This window comes from Gordonia sputi NBRC 100414 (genome assembly GCF_000248055.1).
Classification (GTDB): Bacteria; Actinomycetota; Actinomycetes; order Mycobacteriales; family Mycobacteriaceae; genus Gordonia; species Gordonia sputi.
The window spans coordinates 1-21,524 of sequence record NZ_BAFC01000009.1; the positions used below are offsets into that span (position 1 = coordinate 1).

A 21,524-nucleotide genomic window follows, 5' to 3' on the forward strand; every position below is an offset into this window, starting at 1 on the left:
ATTCGAGACATCGAGGTTCCAGGCGAAAAGGGAGAAGGCTGAATTCGGCAATGCAGACACATCTGATCGACAGCCCAGGACTAAGGTCCTTTATCGGTCCTGACGATGACTTGGGGTCCTTTCTCATACCTCTGCAACAGTTTGATGGCCACAAGCTATACACCGAACTCATCTGTAAGCTGCCCCACCCCGGCTGGTCGGAGGACTTCACTCAGACCGATATCGAATACGCAAAGGAAGCATTCCTGCAAGTGGCAGGCAGCGCATCCGCAATGACAGTGGAAGTTCGCTTCCGAGGGGGACGCGGGATCGAGGGACTGTTCACCGTTGGACGACCCCCTGCTGCGGACACAACCAGCCCCCCGTCAATAACGATTGCAGTTGCCGACCACACCACACTCGTGTACCCAAACGAAGTCTTCGATGCCACCGAAGCAGCAAACCTCTGCTTCTACTACTACACGCACGACACTGTCCCCGACTCCTATGTGCTGCGCCCGTTCACAAGCGGCGAATCCTCATCCGACTAGACAGCGCAGGATAAAAATCCGCACACGAGCGCAGCGTCGCGTTTGAAATCGGGAGCGGTGAGGGGTAGGTGAGTTAGCCATGGCAGTTCCGACGCACGTGGTCAACGCGATGGATTACGAGATGTGGTTGGGACCGAACGAGACGCTCTACTCGTTTCGTACGCCGCTCGATGCGCTCGATGGTCGAACGCGTTACGCACGAGTCATGTGGCGGCTGCCCCGTCCCGGTTGGCAACAAGACTTCACCGACGCAGAAATCGATGACGCCAAGACAGCTTTTCTACAAGTGGGCGGCAGCGCTCAGGAAATGACTGTCGAGGTTCGACTACCGGGCGGACAAGGCCGTACGGGACTATTCACGGTAGGGCGGCCACCGGCAGCGGACTTGACGTCGCCACCATCAGTGACCATCCACGTGGGTGAGTACCCGACGCGGGTCTATCCGAACGAGGTCTTCGCTGCTGCCGAAGCAGCCGACATTTGGTTCTACTACTACAAAAACGGCACGGTGCCCCCGTCGTATGCGCTGCGGCCCACCGGAAACGATGAAGCTCCGACCGGATGACTCCCCAGCTCGACGTGACAATTGAGTGTAAGCAGGTTGGGACGTAAGGCGATGCAACGGTTCTGCCGCACCCCGTTCGCTCAGCTTGGCCTGTTCGCGACGCTCTGTAGTCGCGCCACAGCCGTGCGGGGACTTGCGAGCTGAAGCGTCTCCGCGGTGTTCTGGGAGATGAGATCACACCCGAAGAGGACACCGTCTCTCATCGAAAGACTGTTCGGATTCTCCTGGCGGATGCCCGTTTCGTCAGGTAGCATAGAACACATATTCGAAGAGGCTGATCGGCTCGATCTCGGCAGCCGATTCTCTGTAACGGATACTCACGGGCGGGGGTGAGAACAGATGGCCACAGAATTTCACGACGAGCAGATCGACGAAAACCTCAGCACGCCTTCCGCTTTGGCTTCAACCGTGCCAGGTTCGGCCGATGCCGCGGTGGCTGAGCAACTGTCACGTCTGTCAGCAGCCTTGGACACGTTGGCTGAGGTTGATGCGTCGGCGCTGTCGGACGGAGTCCTCGTAGAAGCTGCGCAGGTTGCCGAGCGGCTGGCTCGGCGCACCTCGGGAGCTGTGACCGACCGTCTGGTGGTCGAGGTGTCTGATCGCAGTGCCGACCGTAGGCTGGGCTACCGCAATCTAAGTGGGTTTTTGGCCAGTCATCTGCACGTCGGTGACCCTGCGGCCAGGTATTGGCTGATCGCCGAAACCGGCACGTTCACCTCGATACTGGGTGAGCGAGTGGCCCCGAAGTGTCCAACCCTGGCCGAGCGTGTGGCGCAGGGATTGGTGGCGCCCGCACATGCACGGGCCGTCATCGATGTGCTCAACAAGATCCCTCGCGCCGTTCCCGCAGAGACGCGTGCGGCAGCCGAGGTGCAGATGGCAGATTATGCGACTTCATACACTCCGGCTGAAATCAGCAGTCTCGGGGCACGATTGTTGGCCCATCTCGATCCCGACGGCTCACTGACAGACGCCAAAGACCGCAAGCGTCGTCGTGCGTTCTGGGTGAATCGGCAAGATGCGCAACTGATGTCACGGCTGACCGCCGATCTCGATCCGGCCGCACGCGCGCGTCTGGATGCGGTGCTGGATGCGTGGGGCAAACCCGGTATGAACAATCCCGATGATCCCGACTCGCCGTCAGGACCTGTCGGTTCGGCTGATCCCGACCTGCTCCGCGCAGCGGCACAACGTGACGAGCGATCGGCAGCGCAACGCAATCATGACGCCTTCTCTGCGCTGCTGGCTCGTGTGCTCGACTCCGGCATGCTCGGCAAGTCTCATCGCGGGCTGCCGATCCAGGTGATCGTCAAAACCAGTCTCACCGAACTCGAGCAGCAGGCTGGTTTGGCGCAGACCGCCTCCGGAGCGCTACTGCCGATCAAGGATCTGATCGAGATGGCTGCCACCAGCGGCGCGCAGCCATTCCTCGCAGTGTTCGCCGAACACACCAGCGTGCCACTGTATTTGGGTCGATCGAAAAGGATCGCCACCCTCGGACAACGCTTCGCCTCGTTCGCCTCCGATGGCGGCGGGATGTGTTCAGCACCGGGTTGTACCCAACCCGCGTCGCGAGTACAGATGCATCACGCCGCCAAGGACTGGGCGAAGGGTGGACTCACCGATATCGACCAACTGGTGCCCGCATGCGACGTGCACAACAGCAAGGTCGGACCGAATATCGGCCAGTACACAACGCGAATGATCACCGACGGTCCCGACACCGGACGAGTGGCGTGGCGGTTGAACGCCAGTCCCGGCATGCCACCCAATCGTGAACATGTGAACCGAATGGCCGACGTGGCCGCCGACTTCCGCGACTACCTCGCCTCCGAGCACACCGGCACCGCGCACACCGGCACCGAGCAGATCAACGCCGAACACACCGCGACCGACACCACCGGGCATCCTGCAGGAATTACAACGGCCGGCGGTGCGAGTTCGAGCGGCATGACCGGCGCAGGCGAACCCAGCGTTGGCGGCGCTGCTGTATCGCCACGCCGGAAAACGGATACGCCGAGCGCGTATGAGCAGATCTTCACCGGCGTCGAACTGCGACTGGTGGCGAGCATGCTCACCGACGACACCCCGGCCCGCGAGAAGCGCGTCGACTTCACGTGGAACCCACCCAGACCACTCCAACTCGACCCGGACCCGCCGACGGACCCCGGCGGGCCATCCGACCCCGGCGCGTCACCTGAACCGGACCCGCCGGCCGCACCCGACTCGCCTGGCGGCGTCGACCCGCCGCTGTCTGACGCAGCCTGACTGGCTGCGGCGTCGCCGCCAATCCTGTTGCACCGCAACCCGTCAGCAACCCGTCAGCCCCCCGCACCGTACATCCGGTGGCGGGGCTGACGTGGTTGGGCGTCGAATCAACCCTGTTCGAATCAACCCTCGCGCGCCAACACCATGCGCAGGGCCATACGCGCGTACGCGGTGCCCAGCGTGCCGGGGTCGCGGTGATCTCGACTGGGGAACCAGCGGCACACGTCGACGCACAGCGATGAGATGGCGAGCACCACATCGTCCGGGTCGTCGGCCGCGAACTCCCCGGCCGCGACCCCTCCGGCGACGATCGTCGCGAGAATTGCGGTCGTCTTGCGTCGAACCGCGCTGATCGAACGGTAGTGATCGGCGGTGAGCGCACCCAGTTCGTACTGGACCACCTTGGCCAGCTCGTGGTGCTCCGCCTGCCACCGCGCGAAGGCACTCACGACGTTCTCCAGACGAACCGCGTACGGGTCAGACGGATCGTCGACTTCGCGTAGCGCCTCGTAGACGCTGCGGTGTCCGTCGAGGGCGATCGAGTACAGCAGGTCCTCTTTCGACCGGAAGTGTGGGTACATCGCCGCGGCGCTCATCTTCAACGAGGCAGCGATCTGCCGCGTCGACGTGCCCGCATAGCCGAGTTGGGCGAACGACACAATTGCCGCATCGCGTATGCGCTGCGCTGCAGCCGACTCCCGCGTCGTCACGTCGCCGTCACCCCGTTTCGCTCGTCGAATTCCCGCCTGATGGTTGACCCAAACCGGCACACCAGGCAGTATAAGCGAGTGCTCATAAAATGAGCGACTGCTTAGGACGACGATTCCGTCACGTCGGACTTCGGATCGTGTGACCCGATCGTCGTGTCGAGCAGCCAGCAATCCGCTGCCTCAAGGAAAGTGTCATGGCCGAACCGATCTCCAAGCGCGACCTCGAATTCATGCTCTACGAGTGGCTCGACGTCGAGTCACTGACCGAGCGCGAACGCTTCGCCGAACACTCCCGAGACACATTCGACGCCGTGCTCGAACTCGCCGCCGACCTCGCGACCAAACGCTTCGCGCCGGTCAACCGACTCGGCGACACCCAGGAGCCCTACGTCGGCGACGACGGTGCCGTCGTCTTGCCCGACGAAATCCAGTCGGGCATCGCCGAGTTCATCAAGGCGGGCCTGGGCGCGGGCTCGTTCGACGAATCGCTCGGCGGCATGCAATTGCCGAGCGTCGTGAGTCTCGCTGCGCAGTCGTGGTTCCAGGCGGCGAATGCAGGCATGTCGTCGTACTCGTTCCTCACGATCGGCAACGCCAATCTGATCGCCGAGTACGGCACACCAGAACAGATCGACACCTGGGTTCGCCCCATGGTCGAGGGACGCTACTTCGGCACGATGTGCCTGTCCGAGCCGCAGGCCGGATCCTCACTCGCCGACATCACGACCAAGGCGACACCGACTGACGACGGCACCTACCGCATCACCGGAACCAAGATGTGGATCTCGGCAGGCGACCACGAACTCGGTGAGAACATCGTGCATCTCGTGCTCGCCAAGGCTCCGGGCGGCAAGCCGGGAGTAAAGGGCATCTCGCTGTTCATCGTTCCCAAGTACCTGCCGGAGGGCACCCGCAACGACGTCGCACTCGTCGGCCTCAACCACAAGATGGGCCAGCGCGCGACCACCAACTGCCTCCTCAACTTCGGCGACGGCACCTACGGCACTGAACAAAACTCCGGCGCGGAATCCACCGGCGCTGAACAAAACCCGCCCGCTCACTCCGTTCCCGGCGCGGTCGGCTACCTGGTTGGCGAGGAGCACAAAGGCCTCCAGTACATGTTCCACATGATGAACGAGGCGCGCATCGGCGTCGGATTCCTCGCAACATCACTGGGTTACGCGGGCTACCTCACATCCCTCGAGTACGCCAAGGTTCGCACGCAGGGGCGTCCTGTCGACCAGAAGGACCCGACCTCCAAGCCCGTCCCGATCATCGAGCACGCCGACGTCAAACGGATGTTGTTGGCGCAGAAGGCCTATGTCGAAGGGGCACTCGCGCTCGGCCTGTACTCCGGCAAGCTCGTCGACCTGCAGCGGACCGGAGACGCAAGCGAGGCAACTCGAGCGGGCCTGCTGCTCGATGTCCTCACGCCGATCTCCAAGTCGTGGCCGTCCCAATGGTGTTTGACCGCAAACGATCTCGCCATCCAGATTCACGGCGGCTACGGTTACACCCGCGAGTTCCCCGTCGAGCAGTTCTACCGCGACAACCGTCTCAACCCCATCCACGAGGGCGCACATGGCATCCACGGACTCGACCTGCTCGGCCGCAAGGTCATCATGAATGGCGGAGCCGGCCTGGAACTGCTCGCGAACACGATCACCCAGACCACCGACCGCGCTGGCTCCACTCCCGCCACTGCGGCTCTCGCCGACGAATTGCGCAGTCGCGTCCAACGACTCGTCACCGTGACCGGGCAGGTGTGGTCGGCAGGAGATGTCGCGGTCTCGCTCGCGAACGCCACCGCATACCTCGAAGCCACCGGACACATCGTCATCGCCTGGATGTGGCTCGAGCAACTGCTCGCCGTCGCAGACAAGACCGGAGACTTCTACGACGGCAAACGCGTCGCAGCGCAGTACTTCTTCACCTATGAGCTACCGAAGGTCGACGCCCAGTTCGACCTGCTCGCAGCGCTCGACCGCACGACGCTCGACGCGCGTCCCGAAATATTCTGACCCACAACACATCCCCGCACGATCGACTCAGGAGAGACTTCATGTCAGTACTCGATCTGTTCAACGTGACCGACAAGGTCGTCGTCGTCACCGGCGCCTCGTCGGGACTCGGCGTACGCTTCGCCACGGCCTTCGCGGAGGCAGGCGCCGACGTCGTACTCGCCGCCCGACGCGCCGACCGGCTGACCGAGACCGCAGCACAGGTCGAGGCACTCGGACGCAAAGCCCTGACCGTGGCGGCAGATGTCTCCGACCCCGCGGACTGCCAGCGCGTGATCGACAGCGCCGTCGAAACTTTCGGCCGCGTCGACATCCTCATCAACAACGCGGGCATCGGCACCGCGGTACCGGCAACGCGTGAGACGCCGGAGCAGTTCCGTTCGGTCATCGACGTCAACCTCAACGGCTCGTACTGGATGGCTCAGGCCGCGGGCCGAGTCATGCAGCCGGGCAGCGTTATCGTCAACATCTCCAGCATCTTGGGCCTGACCACCGCAGGTCTCCCCCAGGCCGCCTATGCGGCGAGCAAGGCTGCCATCGTCGGCCTCACCCGCGATCTGGCCCAACAGTGGGGATCTCGAAAGGGTATCCGCGTCAACGCGATTGCACCCGGGTTTTTCGAGAGCGAGATGACAGACACCTACGCACCCGGATACATCGAGTCGCAGATGCCGCGAGTCCTGCTGGGACGTATGGGAGATCCCTCGGAACTCGCGGCCACGGCGATCTGGCTGAGCTCGGCCGCAGGCGGCTACGTCACCGGCCAGACGATCGCGGTCGACGGCGGAATCACGGTCACCTAGATCGGCTACCGCCCGCGCAACCGCCCGACACAACCATTGACCGCGGTGGCGATTCAAACCGTCGCCACCGCGATCAGTGTGTCGCAGTTGACCTCTGCGGGCCCCTCGGATGCCAGCCGTTCGAGGAACACCTGCCGCACCTGTGCGATCTGCTCGTCGTCGAGTGGTGTGAGTGCGCCACGCATCCCCGTGCCCACCACCAACTTCCAGGCGAAGTCCGGCGTGCACTCGATGCGCAGTCGGTACACCGACGTGTCGACCTTCTGGGCGCCCAACGTCGTGAACCATTGCGAGACAGACTCTTCGGTGTCGATATGACTGATCGGCATCCGACTCCCGCTACGCGGCCCTTGATGTGACGTTTCGCCTGCCACCTCCGCAACCGATGCGCGGTAGATCTCGCTGAACTCACGAAGGCTGTCGGCGTGCCAGATCGACGCCCCCATCCGCCCTCCCGGGCGCAGCAGACTCAACACGTTGCGCACGGCGTCGTCCATGTCCGGAAGGAAGAAAATCCCGAACGAACACGCCACCACGTCGAAAGGTGTTACGCAGGGCGATGTTCCGGCTTTCAATGCCGTGACGTCGGCGACGACGCAGTCGATCTCCAGACCTTCGTCAGCCGCATTGGCAGCGGCGATGTCGAGTAGTTCGGACGCGAAATCGACTGCGACGACCGTGCCTGCCGATCCGGTAGCCCGAGCAGCGGGTAGCGCACTCGCTCCGGTCCCCGAACAGATGTCGAGGATGCGCTCCCCTGGCCGGATGTCGAGTTCGTCGACCAGAGCCTGACCCGCAGGCCCCACAGACTCGGTCGCAAGGCGTCGAAATCGGTTCCGATCGAATTGAACAAGCCGATTAACCTGAAACCCGCCGCATGATCTGTCATGCAACCCACCGTAGTGACACCACACCCTTAACGACAATGGTTGTCAGCGAACGGTGAAAGGCGGCGTCCAGTGGTTGTGGAGGTTCACTGGTTGTGGAGGTTCACTGCTTGCCGAGCGCCGATTCGAGTCGATCGACGAACTCCGCCTGCGCGGGGTTCAGCTTCACGCGCGCCTCGTCGAGGCCACACCACTGCGCCCGATCGACTTCGGGAAATGTCTGCATACACCCCGACCGCGGCGGCCACACCATCTCGAAGGTGTTGCTGACGACGGTCGACACGTCGAGGTCTCCCTCGACAGCGAAGGCGGTGACGACCTTGCCGCTCTTCTGGCGCACGTCACCGAGTTCGATGACCTCACCTTGAGGAGCGGCGTGCCCGATCTCCTCGGCGAACTCGCGGCGTGCGGTGTCGAGCGGCGACTCGTCGGCCTCCGGCAGCCCCTTGGGCACCGACCACGCGCCCTCGTCCTTGCGCGCCCACAGCGGACCACCCGGGTGCGCGATGAGTACCTCGACTCCTCCGAGAGAGCCGGCTTCGTTCGACACTGCCCCGTCGGTGCGTCGGAACACCAGAAGCCCGAAACTGTGTCGGGGAGTGCGCTTGTCCACGCAATATATTCTGGCGGAAACAGGGACGTCACACGATCGCGTCGTGTCCGAAACGTCCGATAAGTAGAACAATGATCCGTGACCGTTCTCGACACGATCAAACATGGCAGGAAGGCCGCCCGCGCGGTCGACGACATCCCACCGCTGGCGCGACTGTTCCCCCTGGGCCTACAGCACGTGATGGCGATGTATGCGGGCGCGGTAGCCGTTCCGCTGATCGTCGGCGGGGCGATGGTCGGCGCAGGGCAGATGCGCTCGGACGAGATCGTGCATCTGATCACGGCCGACCTCTTCGTCGCAGGTATCGCCACGATTGTGCAGGCAGTGGGGTTCTGGCGCTTCGGAGTGCGCCTCCCATTGATGCAGGGCGTGACGTTCGCGGCCGTCGGCCCGATGATCACCATCGGCCTCAACCACGGCATCACCGCGATCTATGGCTCGGTGATCGCGTGCGGCCTGTTCATGATGCTCGTGGCGCCCATCGTCGGACGGCTCATCAGATTCTTCCCACCACTGGTGACCGGCACGATCATCTTGATCATCGGTATCTCACTGATGAGCGTCGCCGCGGGTTGGTTCGGCGGCGGCACCGCGAAGGGTGAGGACTTCGGTGCTCCCAAGTCCATCGCCTTCGGCTTCCTGACGTTGCTGATCATCATCCTGCTCGAACGATTCGGGCCGCCCGCCGTCAAACGCGTCTCGATCCTCCTCGGCCTCGTCGCAGGAACACTCATCTCGATTCCGTTCGGGATGACCGACTGGAGCCACGTCGGATCGAGCTCATGGTTCGCCGTACCCGAACCGTTCTACTTCGGCTTCCCCAGCTTCGACGTCAGCTCGATCATCGCGATGATCATCGTCGCGTTGGTCATCATGACCGAGACCACCGGCGACATCGTGGCCGTCGGAGAGATCGTCGACGAGAAGATCACGCCGCAGCGTCTGGCCGACGGCATGCGCGCCGACGGTGCAGGCACCGTACTTGGCGGCATTTTCAACACCTTCCCGTATACCGCGTTCGCGCAGAACGTCGGGCTGGTGGCGATCACCAACGTCAAGTCGCGTCACGTCGCAACGTGCGCGGGCGTCATCCTGGTGGTCCTGGGGCTGGTTCCCAAGATGGCCGCGATCATCGAGGGCATTCCTCAGCCCGTCCTCGGTGGTGCGGGTGTCGCGCTGTTCGGCATGGTCGCCGCGAGCGGCGTGCGAACCTTGACCAAGGTGAAGTTCAACAACTCCAACATCCTGGTCGTCGCGATCTCCATCGGCGTCGCGATGCTCACCGAGGCGAGCCTGTCGTATACCAACGACGACAAGGTCCCCGTTGCGCTCGACCTCTACGCCAAGTTCCCCGACTGGTTCCAAACCATCTTCCACTCGGGAATCTCGGCGGGAGCCATCTGCGCCATCGTGCTGAATCTGGTCTTCAACTGGCGCAGCACATCTACCGATCCCGTCGATTACCACAACACCGGTGAAATCGACGTCGCGGGCGACAACGTCGGGATCTCGGGGTCCGACGCTCCGCGCGGGGCCGCTTTCGATCCGCGCGACGCACTCGCCGCCGCGGACCCGAACACGAGTCCGCAGACCCTACGCATCCTGGCCGAGCACGACCCCGGACTGCATCCGTTCATCGTCACCAACCCGTCGGCACCGAAGGATTTGTGCGACGAGATCAAGGCTCTCGGCGACCCGAAGGTGACGAGCCTGTTCGACAAGTGGGACGACGTCACCGACGGCAAGTTCTCCAGCCGCGGACAAGACACACCGGCCTGAGCTGGGACCTACCGCAGCACCTTCTCGATGGCTTTGCCCTTGGCGAGTTCGTCGACCAGCTTGTCGAGGTAGCGAATCTTGCGCATGAGCGGGTCGTCGATCTCCTCGACACGCTTGCCGCAGACGACGCCTGTGATGAGTTCTGCGCGCGGGTTGAGCTGTGCGTCGTCGAAGAACTCCTCGAAGGTGGTGCCGTCCTCGATGTGTCGGGTGAGCGCGGCGTCGTCGAATCCCGTGAGCCAGCAGATGACCTGGTCGAGTTCGGCTTTGGTGCGACCCTTGCGCTCCACTTTGGCGACGTAGAGCGGGTAGACGTCGGCAAAGCTCGTAGTGAAGATGCGGTGCATTCCTCGACGGTAACGGGTCGCTGTGCCGTCTCCCCGCGCCACCAGCGGATGAGTCCTATCGTTGGTGCATGTCAGACAGCCCCGAGCCCGACAGCCCCGACACCGACGACCCCGAGGTCGACGATCCCGACATCCCACACGAGCAACCTCACGAATCGGCGTTCGCTTTCGGCGACGCCACACCGATCGGTGAGACCGATCGCATCGCCCGCGAGAAGGCGATCTACGAGGCCGCCCGCCACGGCAACGACGTCAATCGCGGTCACGCGCTCGGCGGCAGCGACGGGACCACCGAGGGGCAGTGACACCGTCAGCCGGCGGCGTCCTGACAACGGGTCACGTCAGCAAGTCCTGACGCGCCGCGATGGCTGGTGTCCGACTCGTCGGTAACCGTGTAGACACTGAAGACATGGAGATCCTGAGTAGTCGCATCCTGTTGCGGTCGCGTGATCCCGAGGCTCTTCAGCACTTCTACCGCCACAAACTCCATCTCGCGATCGCGCGTGAGTACCCGGGCGGCCTGGTCTTCCACGCGGGCAACGGCTTGATCGAAGTACCCGGCCACATGAGCACCGACCTGCCCGACGGCCACGCGAACGGGGCCGCGCTGTGGATTCAGGTGCGCGACGTCGCCGCGACCCAGCGCGAGCTGAGCGCACTGGGAGTTCACATCCGCAGGGAGGCGCTGACCGAGCCGTGGGGCCTCATCGAAATGCACGTCGTCGACCCCGACGGACGCACCCTCATCCTCGTCGAGGTACCTGCCGATCATCCGCTGCGGTTGGACAACCGCTGAGTTGGGCATCCGGCGGTGCACGCACGACATGCGAGACTGAACGCATGAGCATCTGGACTGCGCCCCTCGCCGACGGCCATATTCAGGCCACCGTCGACCTGCCCGGGTCGAAGTCCATCACCAATCGCGCGCTGGTGCTCGCGGCGCTGGCCGACGGACCGTCGACAATCACCGGAACCCTGCGCAGTCGCGATACCAACCTCATGCTGTCGGCGCTCACCGAACTCGGCATCGGAGTCCGCGTCGACCCCGCCGATCCCACGACCGTCTCGATCGAGCCTCGGCCGCTACATGCGGGCGAGGTGTTCTGCGGCCTGGCGGGCACAGTCATGCGATTCCTGCCGCCGGTGGCCGCGCTCGCCTCCGGCGACGTCGCATTCGACGGCGACCCACAGGCCCGGCAGCGGCCGCTCACCACCATCCTCGACGCTCTGCGCGACCTCGGGGTGGGCGTCGACGGCGACAGCCTGCCGTTCGTGGTGCACGGCACGGGCTCGGCCGACGGTGGCACGGTCACGATCGATGCGTCCGGGTCGTCGCAGTTCGTGTCGGGACTCCTGCTTGCCGCAGCACGATTCGACAACGGGATCACAGTGCGACACGTCGGCGCTCCGGTACCGTCGACGCCGCACATCGACATGACCGTCGAGATGCTCGCCACCGCGGGGGTCGTCGTCGACACGTCACAACCCGATACCTGGCGCGTACCCCCGAGTGTGATCAAAGCCGTCGACGTCGCCGTCGAACCCGACTTGTCCAATGCCGCAGCGTTTCTCGCAGCGGCCGCGGTCACCGGCGGCGAGGTCAGCATCCCACGCTGGCCCGCGACGACCACGCAGCCGGGTGCACAGATCGCCGACATTCTCGCCGAGATGGGTTGCACCGTAGAACTTTTCGACGGCGTGCTGACGGTGCGCGGGCCAGAACGCCTCACCGGGATCAGCCGCAACCTCCGCGACATCGGCGAGCTGACACCGACGATCGCCGCGGTGTGTGCACTCGCCGATGGGGAATCCGTGCTGAGTGGCATCGCCCACCTGCGCGGCCACGAGACCGACAGGCTTTCCGCGCTCGCCACCGAGATCAACAAGCTCGGCGGTGATGTGTCCGAGACCGACGACGGACTGATCATCCGACCGGCGCCACTGCATGGCGGACAATGGGATTCGTATGCCGATCACCGCATGGCAACCGCGGGCGCGATCATCGGCCTCGTGGTCCCCGGCGTCACCGTCGACGACATCGAGACCACGTCGAAGACGTTGCCCGACTTCCCCGGAATGTGGCAGCAGATGGTCGGACATCCGTGATCTACCGCGCGGCAGAGGCTTTCACAGTGTGTCCTGACGGAGGATGCCGGTGAGCCGCCGCGCGAGCAGCTACGACGAATCCGATGTGCGGATTCGTCCGGGCAAGGGCAGCCGACCGCGCACCAAGACCAGACCGACACACGACGATGCGCAACATGCGATGGTCGTGTCGGTCGACCGGGGCCGCTGGGGCTGCGTGATCGACGGAGATCCCGACCGACGCGTGGTTGCGATGCGCGCCCGCGAACTCGGCCGCACGCCGGTGGTTGTCGGCGACGACGTGTCTCTCGTCGGCGATCTCTCCGGCGATTCCGGGAGCCTTGCACGCATCGTGAAGGTGGCGGAGCGTCGAACTGTGTTGCGGCGCACCGCCGATGACACCGATCCGTATGAGCGCATCGTCGTCGCGAACGCCGATCAACTCCTCATCGTCACAGCAATGGCCGACCCTCCCCCACGCACCGGATTCGTCGAAAGAGCGCTCGCCGCAGCGTATGTCGGCGGGCTGTCGCCGATCCTGTGTCTGACCAAGACCGACCTCGCCTCCTCGGACGAATTCGCTGCCGCTTTCGCCGACCTCGACCTGCCGGTTGTGCGTGCAGGCCGCGACGATCCGCTCGACGACGTGCTGGCGTTGCTCACCAATCACCGCACGGCGCTCATCGGACACTCGGGTGTCGGAAAGTCAACGTTGGTGAATCGCCTTGTCCCCGAAGCAGAACGGGCCACCGGGGTCGTCAGCGGCGTCGGCAAGGGACGCCACACGTCGACGCAGTCGGTTGCGCTGCCACTGCCGGGCGACGACGACAAGCCACGCGGCTGGGTGATCGACACGCCGGGTATCCGCTCGTTCGGCCTGGCGCACGTCAGCGCCGACGACATCGTCAACGCCTTCGACGACCTCCACGAAGCGATCGAGAACTGCCCGCGCGGCTGCACCCACCTCGGGCCGCCCGCCGACCCCGAATGCGCACTGGACTCTCTGACCGGACACTCGTACCGGCGCGCCATGGCCGTGCGGCACCTGCTGCGCGCGGTGTCGGGGGGCGACACGGAGGCCCAGGGCGACCCCCGGGGCGAGGCGGGCTGAGCCAGCGCAGGTGGTCTCGACAAGCTCGACCAGCGGGGGCTGGGCTCGAGCAGCGGGGTCGTCTCGACAAGCTCGACCAGCGGGGTTGGGCTCGAGTAGCGGCATGCGGCTCGAGCAGCGGTGGTCTCGACAAGCTCGACCAGCGGGTGGGCGCTCGAGCAGCGGGTGGGCGGTCGAGCAGCGGGTGGGTGGTCTCGACAAGCTCGACCAGCGGGTGGGTGGTCTCGACAAGCTCGACCAGCGGGTGGGTGAGCTCGACCAGCGGGTGGGTGAGCTCGACCAGCTCGACCAGCGGGTGGGCGCTCGAGCAGCGGGTGGGCGGTCGAGCAGCGGGTGGGTGGTCTCGACAAGCTCGACCAGCGGGGTAGCGCTAGTCGGGGACGCCGATGCTGACCTCCGATGCCTTGACGAGCGCGAACACGCGCGATCCCTCGGCGAGGCCCAGTTCCTCTGCCGCCTCTTTGGTGATCGACGACGTGACGATCTGGTCGCCTCCGTCGAGGCGAACCTTGATCGTGGCGTTGACGGCGCCGAGTGTCACCGACACCACCTCACCTGCGAGCTGATTGCGGATCGAGAGTTTCATCGCACACCTTCCCTGTCGTCTTGCTGCTGTGTCACCGTGCTGCTGCCACTCACGCTGTCACATCGCCGGGCGGCCCGCACACCTCTCGGATGATGTCGAGGACCGCGCTCGCCGCGGTCGTGAGGCTTCTCGATTCCGAGTGCGCGACGTGTATGTCCCACATGAGATCACGGTCGACACAGTGGGCGAGTCCCGCACCTGACTCGGCGGCCGCAACGCTGGCGGGCACGGCGGTCACTCCGAAACCGCTGCGCGCCAACTGAATACCGAACACCTGGTCGGCGACCTCGATGACGGAATGCCGATTCGGGATCTCACGGTCGATAATGGTTCGCGTACCCCAGCCCGGCGGATAGTCGATGACGCGCTCGTCGGCGAGATCGGCCGCGACGAATCGCCCAGCCAACGCGAGCGGGTGGTCGGGATGGGTGACCAACACCAGCGGCTCCGCGGCCAACGAATGGACCGTGATGCCCGAGAGGTCGTCGACGAGTCCGCCGGTCAAGGTCAGATCGAGACTGCCGTTGCGCAGGAGCCGGACGTTGCCCGCACTGCCCTGCGGACTCTGGCGCATCGCGATCGAGATACCCGGATGACGCCGATGCACGACTTCGAATGCCCCCGCGAGGTCGATCGTCGCGACATTGACGAGTGCACCGAGCACCACCTCGCCCCGGATCTCGCCGCGCAGTCCCGCGAGTGCGTCGTGCACCTCGTCCCGCGCACGCAACGCCTCGCGGGCCGGCGCCACCGCCGCACGGCCGGCGTCGGTGAGCACGAGCACGGTGCGTGTTCGGTCGAAGAGTTTCACGCCCAGCTCGCGCTCCAGCTTGGCGACGCCCGTCGACACCGCCGACTGCACCACATGCAACGACCGCGCGGCCGCGGTGAAAGTTCCCTGGTCGCAGCACGCGAGAAAGTACTCGAGCTGTCGCAGTTCCATAGCCGGCCTCCCTACGCGCCTCAGCACTCAACGAGAACGGGTATCAACAGACGTGATGTCCGTATCGAAATCCATCGCTTTCCATCATGCCGGAGACGGCCCACCATGGACGTATGTCCTCTTCAGAGTGCGCGTCTCCCACGTCGGCCGGATCGTCGGCAGACAACCAGCGAAAAAGTGTGCCCACCACGCAGCCGGGTGAAATCAAGCGCCTGAGCCGCCTCGTCGTATTGCTGTTCGCAATCACTGCCGGGTCGTCGGCAGGTTGCCTCTACTACCTGCAGCCGCTGCTGCACGAGGTCGGCAACGACTTCCACATCTCGACCGCCGCGGCGGGTCTCGTCGTGTCGGTCACTCAGGTCGGATACCTCATCGGCCTGGCCCTCGTAGTTCCGCTCGGCGACTTCGTCAATCGACGAATCCTCGTCGGCGGACTGCTCGTGGTCTCATGCGCGGCGTTGGTGATTGCCGCGTTCTCACCGTCGTATGCGGTCCTGATGATCATGGTGTTCGCGGTCGGTATCTCAGCGTCGGCCGCGCAGGTGGTGGTGCCGTGGGCCGCTGCGGTGGCCGCACCCGGTCAGCGCGGCGCGATCGTCGGCACAGTGATGAGCGGTCTGCTCGTCGGCATCCTCTTCTCGCGAGTGTTCAGCGGGCTGGTGGCGCAGGTCGGCGGCTGGCGCACGGTGTTGGCAGTCGCCGCGGTGGTGCAGATCGCGATGGCGGCAGCAGTCTGGTGGTTCGCACCGCGCACCCCGGTCAACGCGTCGTCGACCAGCTATCCCCGTGTGCTGTGGTCGATCGTCACCCTGATCCGCAGCGAGAACGTGCTGCGCCACCGCATGCTTCTCGGCGGCCTGAACATGGCCGCGTTCAGCGGAATGTGGACGGCCATCGCGTTTCTGCTCGCCGGCGCGCACGGCTCGGAGTATCACTTCTCCGACGCCGCGATCGGCCTCTTCGGTCTGGCAGGCGTGGCAGGTGCCCTGGCCGCGCCACGTGTCGGCAAGCTCGCCGACCGCGGATACCTACGCCACACGCAGTACGGCGTCTGGGCCGTCGAACTCGCCGGTTGGGCATTGCTCTACTGGGGAGCACATCAGGTGATCGTGCTGATCATCGCGCTGCTGGTGTTCGATTTCGGTGTCCAGGGAGTGCAGATCGCCAACCAGGCCGCCGTCTACTCGCTCGACGACGAAGCACGATCACGCCTGACGACCGCGTACATGGTCGCCTACTTCGCAGGTGGAGTCCTGGGTTCGGCGTTCGGCGGTTGGGCGTACCAGACCGGCGGATGGGCGCTGGTGTGTGCGGCGGGCGCTGGAACGGCAATCGCCGGGATGATCCTGTGGGCCGCCTTCGCCCGCGTCGAACGCGACCACCCGGTGCAGGGCGTCGCGGCACACAGCCGCCTGCGCGCGAACGCTGCGACCAGCTAGGCCCGACCAGCCCGACGACGCAGCCGACGTCGTCGACGCACCTCGCCGATGGCGGTCTTGAGGCCCATCGCCTTGTCGAGACCGGCGAAACGTCGCTCCGACGCGGTCTCGGGTGCGTCGTCGGCGGTATCACGCAGGAAGCGGTCGGGCAGTGCGAGCTTGTTGATGGTCCGCAGCGTCTTGAGGTATTGGACCCACAACGATCCCGTCGTATAGGGCAGGTCGTATTTGTCGCAGAGTTCGCGGACGCGTACCGAGATGTCGGCGAGGCGGTTGCTCGGCAGATCCGGGTAGAGGTGATGCTCGATCTGGTAGCAGAGATTGCCCGACATGAAAGCCATCGCCGGCCCGGCGTTGAAGTTCGCGGAGCCGAGCATCTGTCGCAGATACCACTGGCCGGGCGTCTCGTCGTCGAGGGTGTCGGCCGTGAATTTCTCTGCGCCGTCGGGGAAGTGCCCGCAGAAGATCACAACATAGGCCCACACATTGCGAATCACGTTCGCGGTCACATTGGCGGTGAGCGTGTGCACGAAGTTCGGGCCGGTCAACCCGGGGAAGAGCACGTAGTCTTTCCCGACCTGCTTGCCGATCTTTCGCAGGAACTCCTTGATCTGCGGTATCGCAACGTCTTTGGACTTCTTGCCTGCGATGACATCCGCGATCGCGAGATCGTGTAGTCCGATTCCCCACTCGAACCCGGCAGCCAGAAAGAGGTTGGTTACCGGTTGGATCGCACGCTTGGCCTCCCACGGTTCGTCGCGCGTGACGCGCAGCGTATTGTAGCCGACGTCGTGATCCATCCCGATAACGTTGGTGTACTTGTGATGGATGTAATTGTGCGAGTGCTTCCAGTGCGGCGAAGCGCACACCATGTCCCACTCCCAGGTGGTGGAATGCACCTCGGGATCGTTCATCCAATCCCACTGGCCATGCATCACGTTGTGGCCGAGTTCCATGTTCTCGATGATCTTGGCCAGCGCCAGCGAACCGGTGCCGAGCAGCCACAGTGAACGACGGTGCGAACCGAAAAGCGCAAGCCGACCCGCGACCTCGAGGGCGCGCTGAGCGAGAATTGTTCTGCGCAGATAACGCACATCGCGCTCGCCGCGATCGGCTTCGATCTCGCGCCGCAAGGCGTCGAGTTCGGCGCCCAAGGCCTCGGACATCCGCGTCAGTCAGATGTGCGTATTCATTGATGTCGGTGATAGCCATTGCACTCCATTATGTCGCACGCCGCGTGTGTGCAACACCCACCCTACCCGCGAGTAACCGCCGGTAGCGTGGGGTCGTCGTATTCACGATCAGGCAGCGCGCGTTGAACGTTCTGTGACCACCGTCGGCGTTGCCGCACGCCCTCGACGCCGATCACGCAGCGACCGGATCGCGCTACGCAAGCCGCGTCGACGTCCACTTACCGGGTCGACGACCGACTCGAGGCGCACTCCCTCGTCGAGTTCTGTCTTGAAACGACGCTCCGACGCCGTCTCGGGAGCGTCGTCGGCGGTCGCCTTGAGATACTTGTCCGGCAACGACAGCTTGGCGATCGTCCGCCAAGACTTCGCATACTGCAGCGGGAACGACCCTGTCGTGTAGGGCAGGTCGTACTTGTCGCACAGCGCCTGGACGCGGACGGCGATCTCGGCGAGCCGGTTGCTCGGGAGGTCGGGGTAGATATGGTGCTCGATCTGGTACGAGAGATTTCCGCTCAAGAAAGCGAGCAGGAATCCGCAGCGAAAGTTGGCTGATCCCAACATCTGTCGCAGATACCACTCAGCCTGCGTCTCGCTGTCGACATCCTGCCTGGTAAATTTCTCCGCACCGTCGGGGAAATGCCCGCAGAAGATCACCGCATTGCTCCACACGTTGCGGATGACATTGCCCAGCGCGTTGGCGGTGGCGGCCTTACCGAACGCGCGCGCCGACGCCCGGACGTCGCCCTTGGTCACCGCGGCGGTTGCCGCAGCCGCAAGACCCGGATAGATCACGTAATCCTTGCCGACCTGACGACCGATCTTGTTGCCGACGTCGGCGAGGTCGCGGCGGAACTGAGCTTTGGCCTCCGGTGTACGACGCTTCTTGCCGATCTCGAGATGCTGCGCGGCAACCCCCCACTGGAAGAAGAGCGCGAGCAGGGTGTTGTAGACGAGGTTGCCGTAGTTGAACGGACGCCACCGCTGGTCGCGCGTCACGCGGAGCAGTCCGTAGCCCACGTCGTCGTCCATGCCGAGCACGTTGGTGTACTTGTGATGGATGTAGTTGTGGGTGTGCTTCCAGTGAGCCGAGGGGTCGGTGTTGTCCCACTCCCACGTGGTCGAGTGCACCTCGGGATCGTTCATCCAATCCCACTGCCCGTGCATCACGTTGTGGCCGAGTTCCATGTTCTCGACGATCTTCGCGACGCCGAGCGCCGTCGCGCCCGCCCACCAGCACGAGCGACGCGTCGAACCGAAGATCAGTCCGCGGCCGACCAACTCGAGACCGCGCTGGAAGCGGATCGTGTTGCGCAGATACCGCGCGTCGCGCTCCCCCCGGTCGGCTTCGATGTCGGCGCGGATCTTGTCGAGCTCGCGACCGAGCGCTTCGATATCAGCCTTGCTCAGATGTGCGTACTCCGGGATGTCGGTGATCGCCACGGGCGTCCTCACTGGTCGCGGATGGTCAGGGTCGAACGAGCCGTTGCAGTGGCTACGTTCGCGTAACTTACGCAATCGTAGGTTACGGACGCCAGACTGTCCAGACATGTTCAGCGCACGAGCGCACACGTTGATCGCTGTGGTCACGAGACTGTGGCCCCGACGAGCGGCCCGCAACTGAACCCCAACCGTTTAGAGGTGATGTCCAGCGCGCGACGATAGTTCTCACGCTTGCGCCGATGAGTCAGCATGAATTGGGTCGACGACGCGAGCCGCAGCGGCATCCGAGACCACCGGTCAAAATCGACCCCGCAGTTGGTCAAGACCTTGAGCGGGACCTCGTCGGCAATCAGCCCGATGTTGTACATCGCGAGACAGCAACTGACACCGACCGCGGCCTGCGAGTGTCCGCGTGCCACCACGCCGAGGTCGGTTTGGTACAGCGGCACCGAATCGAGCTTGCCCAGGAAGGCGAGGTGAGTGAGGAAATAGGCGGCATACGTGGAGAACTGGAAGGTGGCCGAACTGGTGTTGATGGTGAGTACGCGACCCCCTTTCGACACGTAGGGATCGCCGTCGGTCGAATCCTCACGAAGGAGGTATCCGGTGCAGTTGACCACCCAACTCCCCGGGACGACGGGAATCTCCTCATGACTACGGAACACCAGCTGCGGCATGCCATCTCGATCGACGACGTCGACAAGGTAATCAGTGACAATGCCGCTGAGCGCAGCCGAGATGGCGTCGCATTCAGATGGTGAGAGGTTGCCGTTCAAGAACCGACGCGACTCGGGCATCGGGCTGATTCCATACCGCGCGCGGTAGGCGGCGGTCACCTGCTGATCATTTGTCCCGTCGTACATGTCGGCAAACGAGCTGAAGACCTGGCTGGCGGGTTTGGCTGCCCACCATCTGCGCATTCCGATTGGGAAAGCAGCCTCGCGATTGTTGAAGAACGTCCCGGCACCGGCCACCAGATGCACTTCACGTCCGGGATTTCTGGTGGTGATCAGATAGGCGGTGTCCATGGCGGTCTTGCCGCCGCCAATGATCCAGACCGGCGTATTGGTGTCGGTGAAGTCATTCTCGGAGAAGTCGAAGAAGTCGGGCGAGACCGACTTCACCTGCGAACTGCTCAGCGCGAGAGGCTGATTGGGAGTCACGTTGAATCCGTACGCGTTGATCAGGATCGGCGTGTCGAGGACGAGTTTCCCACCCGCGGGGTCGCTGAGATGGACGCGCACGCCGTCTGCGTGTTCATCGAATCGGTCCATCGTCCATCCGTAGTACTCGTCGAGCGCGACTCGTTCCGCGAGAACGTCGCGGCAGTACCGCAGGTGATCGAGGACCTCTGGCTTGGTCGCAAGGTAGTCGGGCGCACGACGCAGCCTCCAGGCGATGTCGCCGGCGGTGAAGAACTCATATGGCTGATGAAGCCGGACATAGGAATACGTGTCGTTCCACATACCACCCGCATCCGGACGACGATCGACGAGAGCCGCCCGAGCGCCCGCGTCGAGGTATTCGGTTGCCACGGCGAGAGCATTCAAGCCCGCTACTCCCGCGCCGACGATGCAGAGGTCGACGTTCGCCACCGCTACGGCACCTGCACTGTTCTGGGATGCCATTGGTTCTCCCGAATTCGGAGCGTGGCGGCAGGTCCGCTGCGTTTATCCCATTGTCCCGGTTTGGCCACCCACCAAAAAGCCCCAGCTTTCGGGGACAGAGGCGCTAGTGATCGCCTGCGTCGGCGAGCAGTTCGTACCCGAGTAGATCCTCGATCTTGCCCGCCGAGCTCGCGGCAAGCGGCTGGGTGCCGAACTCGTTGAAGCCCGCGCGCAGCGCAAGGCGTTTGCTGCCCTCGTTGGAGTCGGCCGCGAACATCGTCAGCCTGCGCAGACCGAGGACGTCGAAGCTGTGCCGCACCGACGCGGGGAACGCCTCGCCGAGCACGCCGGCACCACGCGCCTCGGGATGCGTGTAGAAGCCGATCTCGGCGCCGACCACCGGATCGATCTTGAACAGCGAGATGTCTGCGAGATAGTGGTCCGTTTCCTTGTCGGCGACGGCCCAGGTGCAGGTCTCCCCTCGCGCAGCGGTCCACCACTTCCTGGTGCGCTCGGCCGCGGCATGTTCGACGGTCAGCGGGTCGGGCCTGCCGAACAGGTACTTGCGCGAGATCGGGTCGTCGAGCGTCTCTCGAA

20 protein-coding genes and 1 pseudogene are annotated in these 21,524 nt (G+C 64.3%); 11 read left to right on the top strand and 10 right to left on the bottom strand.

The genetic code is table 11. The features are described from left to right. The 3 genes from GOSPT_RS22755 to GOSPT_RS01690 form a co-directional block, all read left to right on the top strand. A partial coding sequence (locus tag GOSPT_RS22755; RefSeq protein ID WP_306302052.1) for a hypothetical protein occupies positions 1 to 530 on the top strand: 530 nt, incomplete at its 5' end. A gap of 79 nt (positions 531 to 609) precedes the next feature. Further along, on the top strand, positions 610 to 1,095 hold the full coding sequence (locus GOSPT_RS01685; RefSeq protein ID WP_005202196.1) for a hypothetical protein: 486 nt from the start codon (positions 610 to 612) through the stop codon (positions 1,093 to 1,095). A gap of 339 nt (positions 1,096 to 1,434) precedes the next feature. Then, positions 1,435 to 3,363: an HNH endonuclease signature motif containing protein gene (locus tag GOSPT_RS01690; protein WP_005202199.1), complete on the top strand. Its 1,929-nt coding sequence runs from the start codon at positions 1,435 to 1,437 to the stop codon at positions 3,361 to 3,363. A gap of 122 nt (positions 3,364 to 3,485) precedes the next feature. Here GOSPT_RS01690 and GOSPT_RS01695 read toward each other — a convergent pair whose 3' ends face one another. Further along, on the bottom strand, positions 3,486 to 4,073 hold the full coding sequence (locus tag GOSPT_RS01695) for a TetR/AcrR family transcriptional regulator (protein WP_039854309.1): 588 nt from the start codon (positions 4,071 to 4,073) through the stop codon (positions 3,486 to 3,488). 194 nt (positions 4,074 to 4,267) lie between these two features. Here GOSPT_RS01695 and GOSPT_RS01700 point away from each other — a divergent pair, with 194 nt between their 5' ends. Together GOSPT_RS01700 and GOSPT_RS01705 are read left to right on the top strand one after the other, a co-directional pair. Then, entirely contained in the window at positions 4,268 to 6,094 is a 1,827-nt protein-coding gene (locus GOSPT_RS01700) for an acyl-CoA dehydrogenase (RefSeq protein ID WP_005202211.1), read from the top strand. A 41-nt stretch (positions 6,095 to 6,135) separates the two neighbouring features. After that, positions 6,136 to 6,897, top strand: a complete 762-nt coding sequence (locus GOSPT_RS01705) for an SDR family NAD(P)-dependent oxidoreductase (protein WP_005202213.1) — start codon at positions 6,136 to 6,138, stop codon at positions 6,895 to 6,897. Between the two features lie 53 nt (positions 6,898 to 6,950). Here GOSPT_RS01705 and GOSPT_RS01710 read toward each other — a convergent pair whose 3' ends face one another. Both GOSPT_RS01710 and GOSPT_RS01715 read right to left on the bottom strand, forming a co-directional pair. Continuing rightward, positions 6,951 to 7,703, bottom strand: a complete 753-nt coding sequence (locus tag GOSPT_RS01710; protein WP_005202214.1) for a class I SAM-dependent methyltransferase — start codon at positions 7,701 to 7,703, stop codon at positions 6,951 to 6,953. A 184-nt stretch (positions 7,704 to 7,887) separates the two neighbouring features. Further along, entirely contained in the window at positions 7,888 to 8,397 is a 510-nt protein-coding gene (locus tag GOSPT_RS01715) for an NUDIX hydrolase (protein ID WP_005202215.1), read from the bottom strand. 78 nt (positions 8,398 to 8,475) lie between these two features. Here GOSPT_RS01715 and GOSPT_RS01720 point away from each other — a divergent pair, with 78 nt between their 5' ends. Then, positions 8,476 to 10,176, top strand: coding sequence for a nucleobase:cation symporter-2 family protein (locus GOSPT_RS01720; protein WP_005202216.1), 1,701 nt, complete (start codon positions 8,476 to 8,478; stop codon positions 10,174 to 10,176). 8 nt (positions 10,177 to 10,184) lie between these two features. Here the strand turns inward: GOSPT_RS01720 and GOSPT_RS01725 are convergent, their stop codons facing one another. Next, positions 10,185 to 10,523 (bottom strand): DUF2200 domain-containing protein, encoded by a 339-nt coding sequence (locus tag GOSPT_RS01725; RefSeq protein WP_005202217.1) that lies wholly within the window; start codon positions 10,521 to 10,523, stop codon positions 10,185 to 10,187. Positions 10,524 to 10,591: 68 nt separating this feature from the next. On the opposite strand from GOSPT_RS01725, the gene GOSPT_RS01730 reads away from it, so the two are divergent. The 4 genes from GOSPT_RS01730 to rsgA all read left to right on the top strand — a co-directional run bounded on the left by GOSPT_RS01730 (position 10,592) and on the right by rsgA (position 13,719). Further along, positions 10,592 to 10,828 carry a hypothetical protein gene (locus GOSPT_RS01730; protein WP_005202218.1) on the top strand — a complete coding sequence of 79 codons (237 nt, stop codon included), beginning with the start codon at positions 10,592 to 10,594 and terminating at the stop codon, positions 10,826 to 10,828. A gap of 104 nt (positions 10,829 to 10,932) precedes the next feature. After that, positions 10,933 to 11,319 (top strand): VOC family protein, encoded by a 387-nt coding sequence (locus tag GOSPT_RS01735; protein ID WP_039854304.1) that lies wholly within the window; start codon positions 10,933 to 10,935, stop codon positions 11,317 to 11,319. 44 nt (positions 11,320 to 11,363) lie between these two features. Next, positions 11,364 to 12,629 (top strand): 3-phosphoshikimate 1-carboxyvinyltransferase, encoded by a 1,266-nt coding sequence (gene aroA / locus GOSPT_RS01740; protein ID WP_005202229.1) that lies wholly within the window; start codon positions 11,364 to 11,366, stop codon positions 12,627 to 12,629. Positions 12,630 to 12,678: 49 nt separating this feature from the next. Then, complete coding sequence (gene rsgA / locus GOSPT_RS01745) at positions 12,679 to 13,719, top strand: ribosome small subunit-dependent GTPase A (RefSeq protein ID WP_005202231.1); 1,041 nt, start codon at positions 12,679 to 12,681, stop codon at positions 13,717 to 13,719. A 370-nt stretch (positions 13,720 to 14,089) separates the two neighbouring features. Here the strand turns inward: rsgA and GOSPT_RS01750 are convergent, their stop codons facing one another. Then, positions 14,090 to 14,305, bottom strand: a complete 216-nt coding sequence (locus GOSPT_RS01750) for a TOBE domain-containing protein (RefSeq protein ID WP_005202233.1) — start codon at positions 14,303 to 14,305, stop codon at positions 14,090 to 14,092. Positions 14,306 to 14,354: 49 nt separating this feature from the next. Further along, the gene (locus tag GOSPT_RS01755) at positions 14,355 to 15,248 is read right to left on the bottom strand and encodes a LysR family transcriptional regulator (protein WP_005202234.1); all 894 of its coding nucleotides are present in this window, start codon (positions 15,246 to 15,248) and stop codon (positions 14,355 to 14,357) included. 113 nt (positions 15,249 to 15,361) lie between these two features. On the opposite strand from GOSPT_RS01755, the gene GOSPT_RS01760 reads away from it, so the two are divergent. Next, on the top strand, positions 15,362 to 16,687 hold the full coding sequence (locus tag GOSPT_RS01760) for an MFS transporter (RefSeq protein WP_245548675.1): 1,326 nt from the start codon (positions 15,362 to 15,364) through the stop codon (positions 16,685 to 16,687). Here the strand turns inward: GOSPT_RS01760 and GOSPT_RS01765 are convergent. From GOSPT_RS01765 to GOSPT_RS01780, 4 genes and pseudogenes are all read right to left on the bottom strand, one after another. Beyond that, a pseudogene (locus GOSPT_RS01765) lies at positions 16,684 to 17,899 on the bottom strand (fatty acid desaturase family protein). The gene GOSPT_RS01760 and the pseudogene GOSPT_RS01765 sit on opposite strands and share 4 nt — an antisense overlap. A gap of 89 nt (positions 17,900 to 17,988) precedes the next feature. Next, positions 17,989 to 19,320 (bottom strand): fatty acid desaturase family protein, encoded by a 1,332-nt coding sequence (locus tag GOSPT_RS01770; RefSeq protein WP_005202245.1) that lies wholly within the window; start codon positions 19,318 to 19,320, stop codon positions 17,989 to 17,991. A 143-nt stretch (positions 19,321 to 19,463) separates the two neighbouring features. Further along, on the bottom strand, positions 19,464 to 20,948 hold the full coding sequence (locus GOSPT_RS01775) for an NAD(P)/FAD-dependent oxidoreductase (RefSeq protein WP_005202247.1): 1,485 nt from the start codon (positions 20,946 to 20,948) through the stop codon (positions 19,464 to 19,466). Positions 20,949 to 21,051: 103 nt separating this feature from the next. Further along, on the bottom strand, positions 21,052 to 21,524 hold a 473-nt coding region (locus GOSPT_RS01780), incomplete at its 5' end, for a GNAT family N-acetyltransferase (protein WP_005202249.1).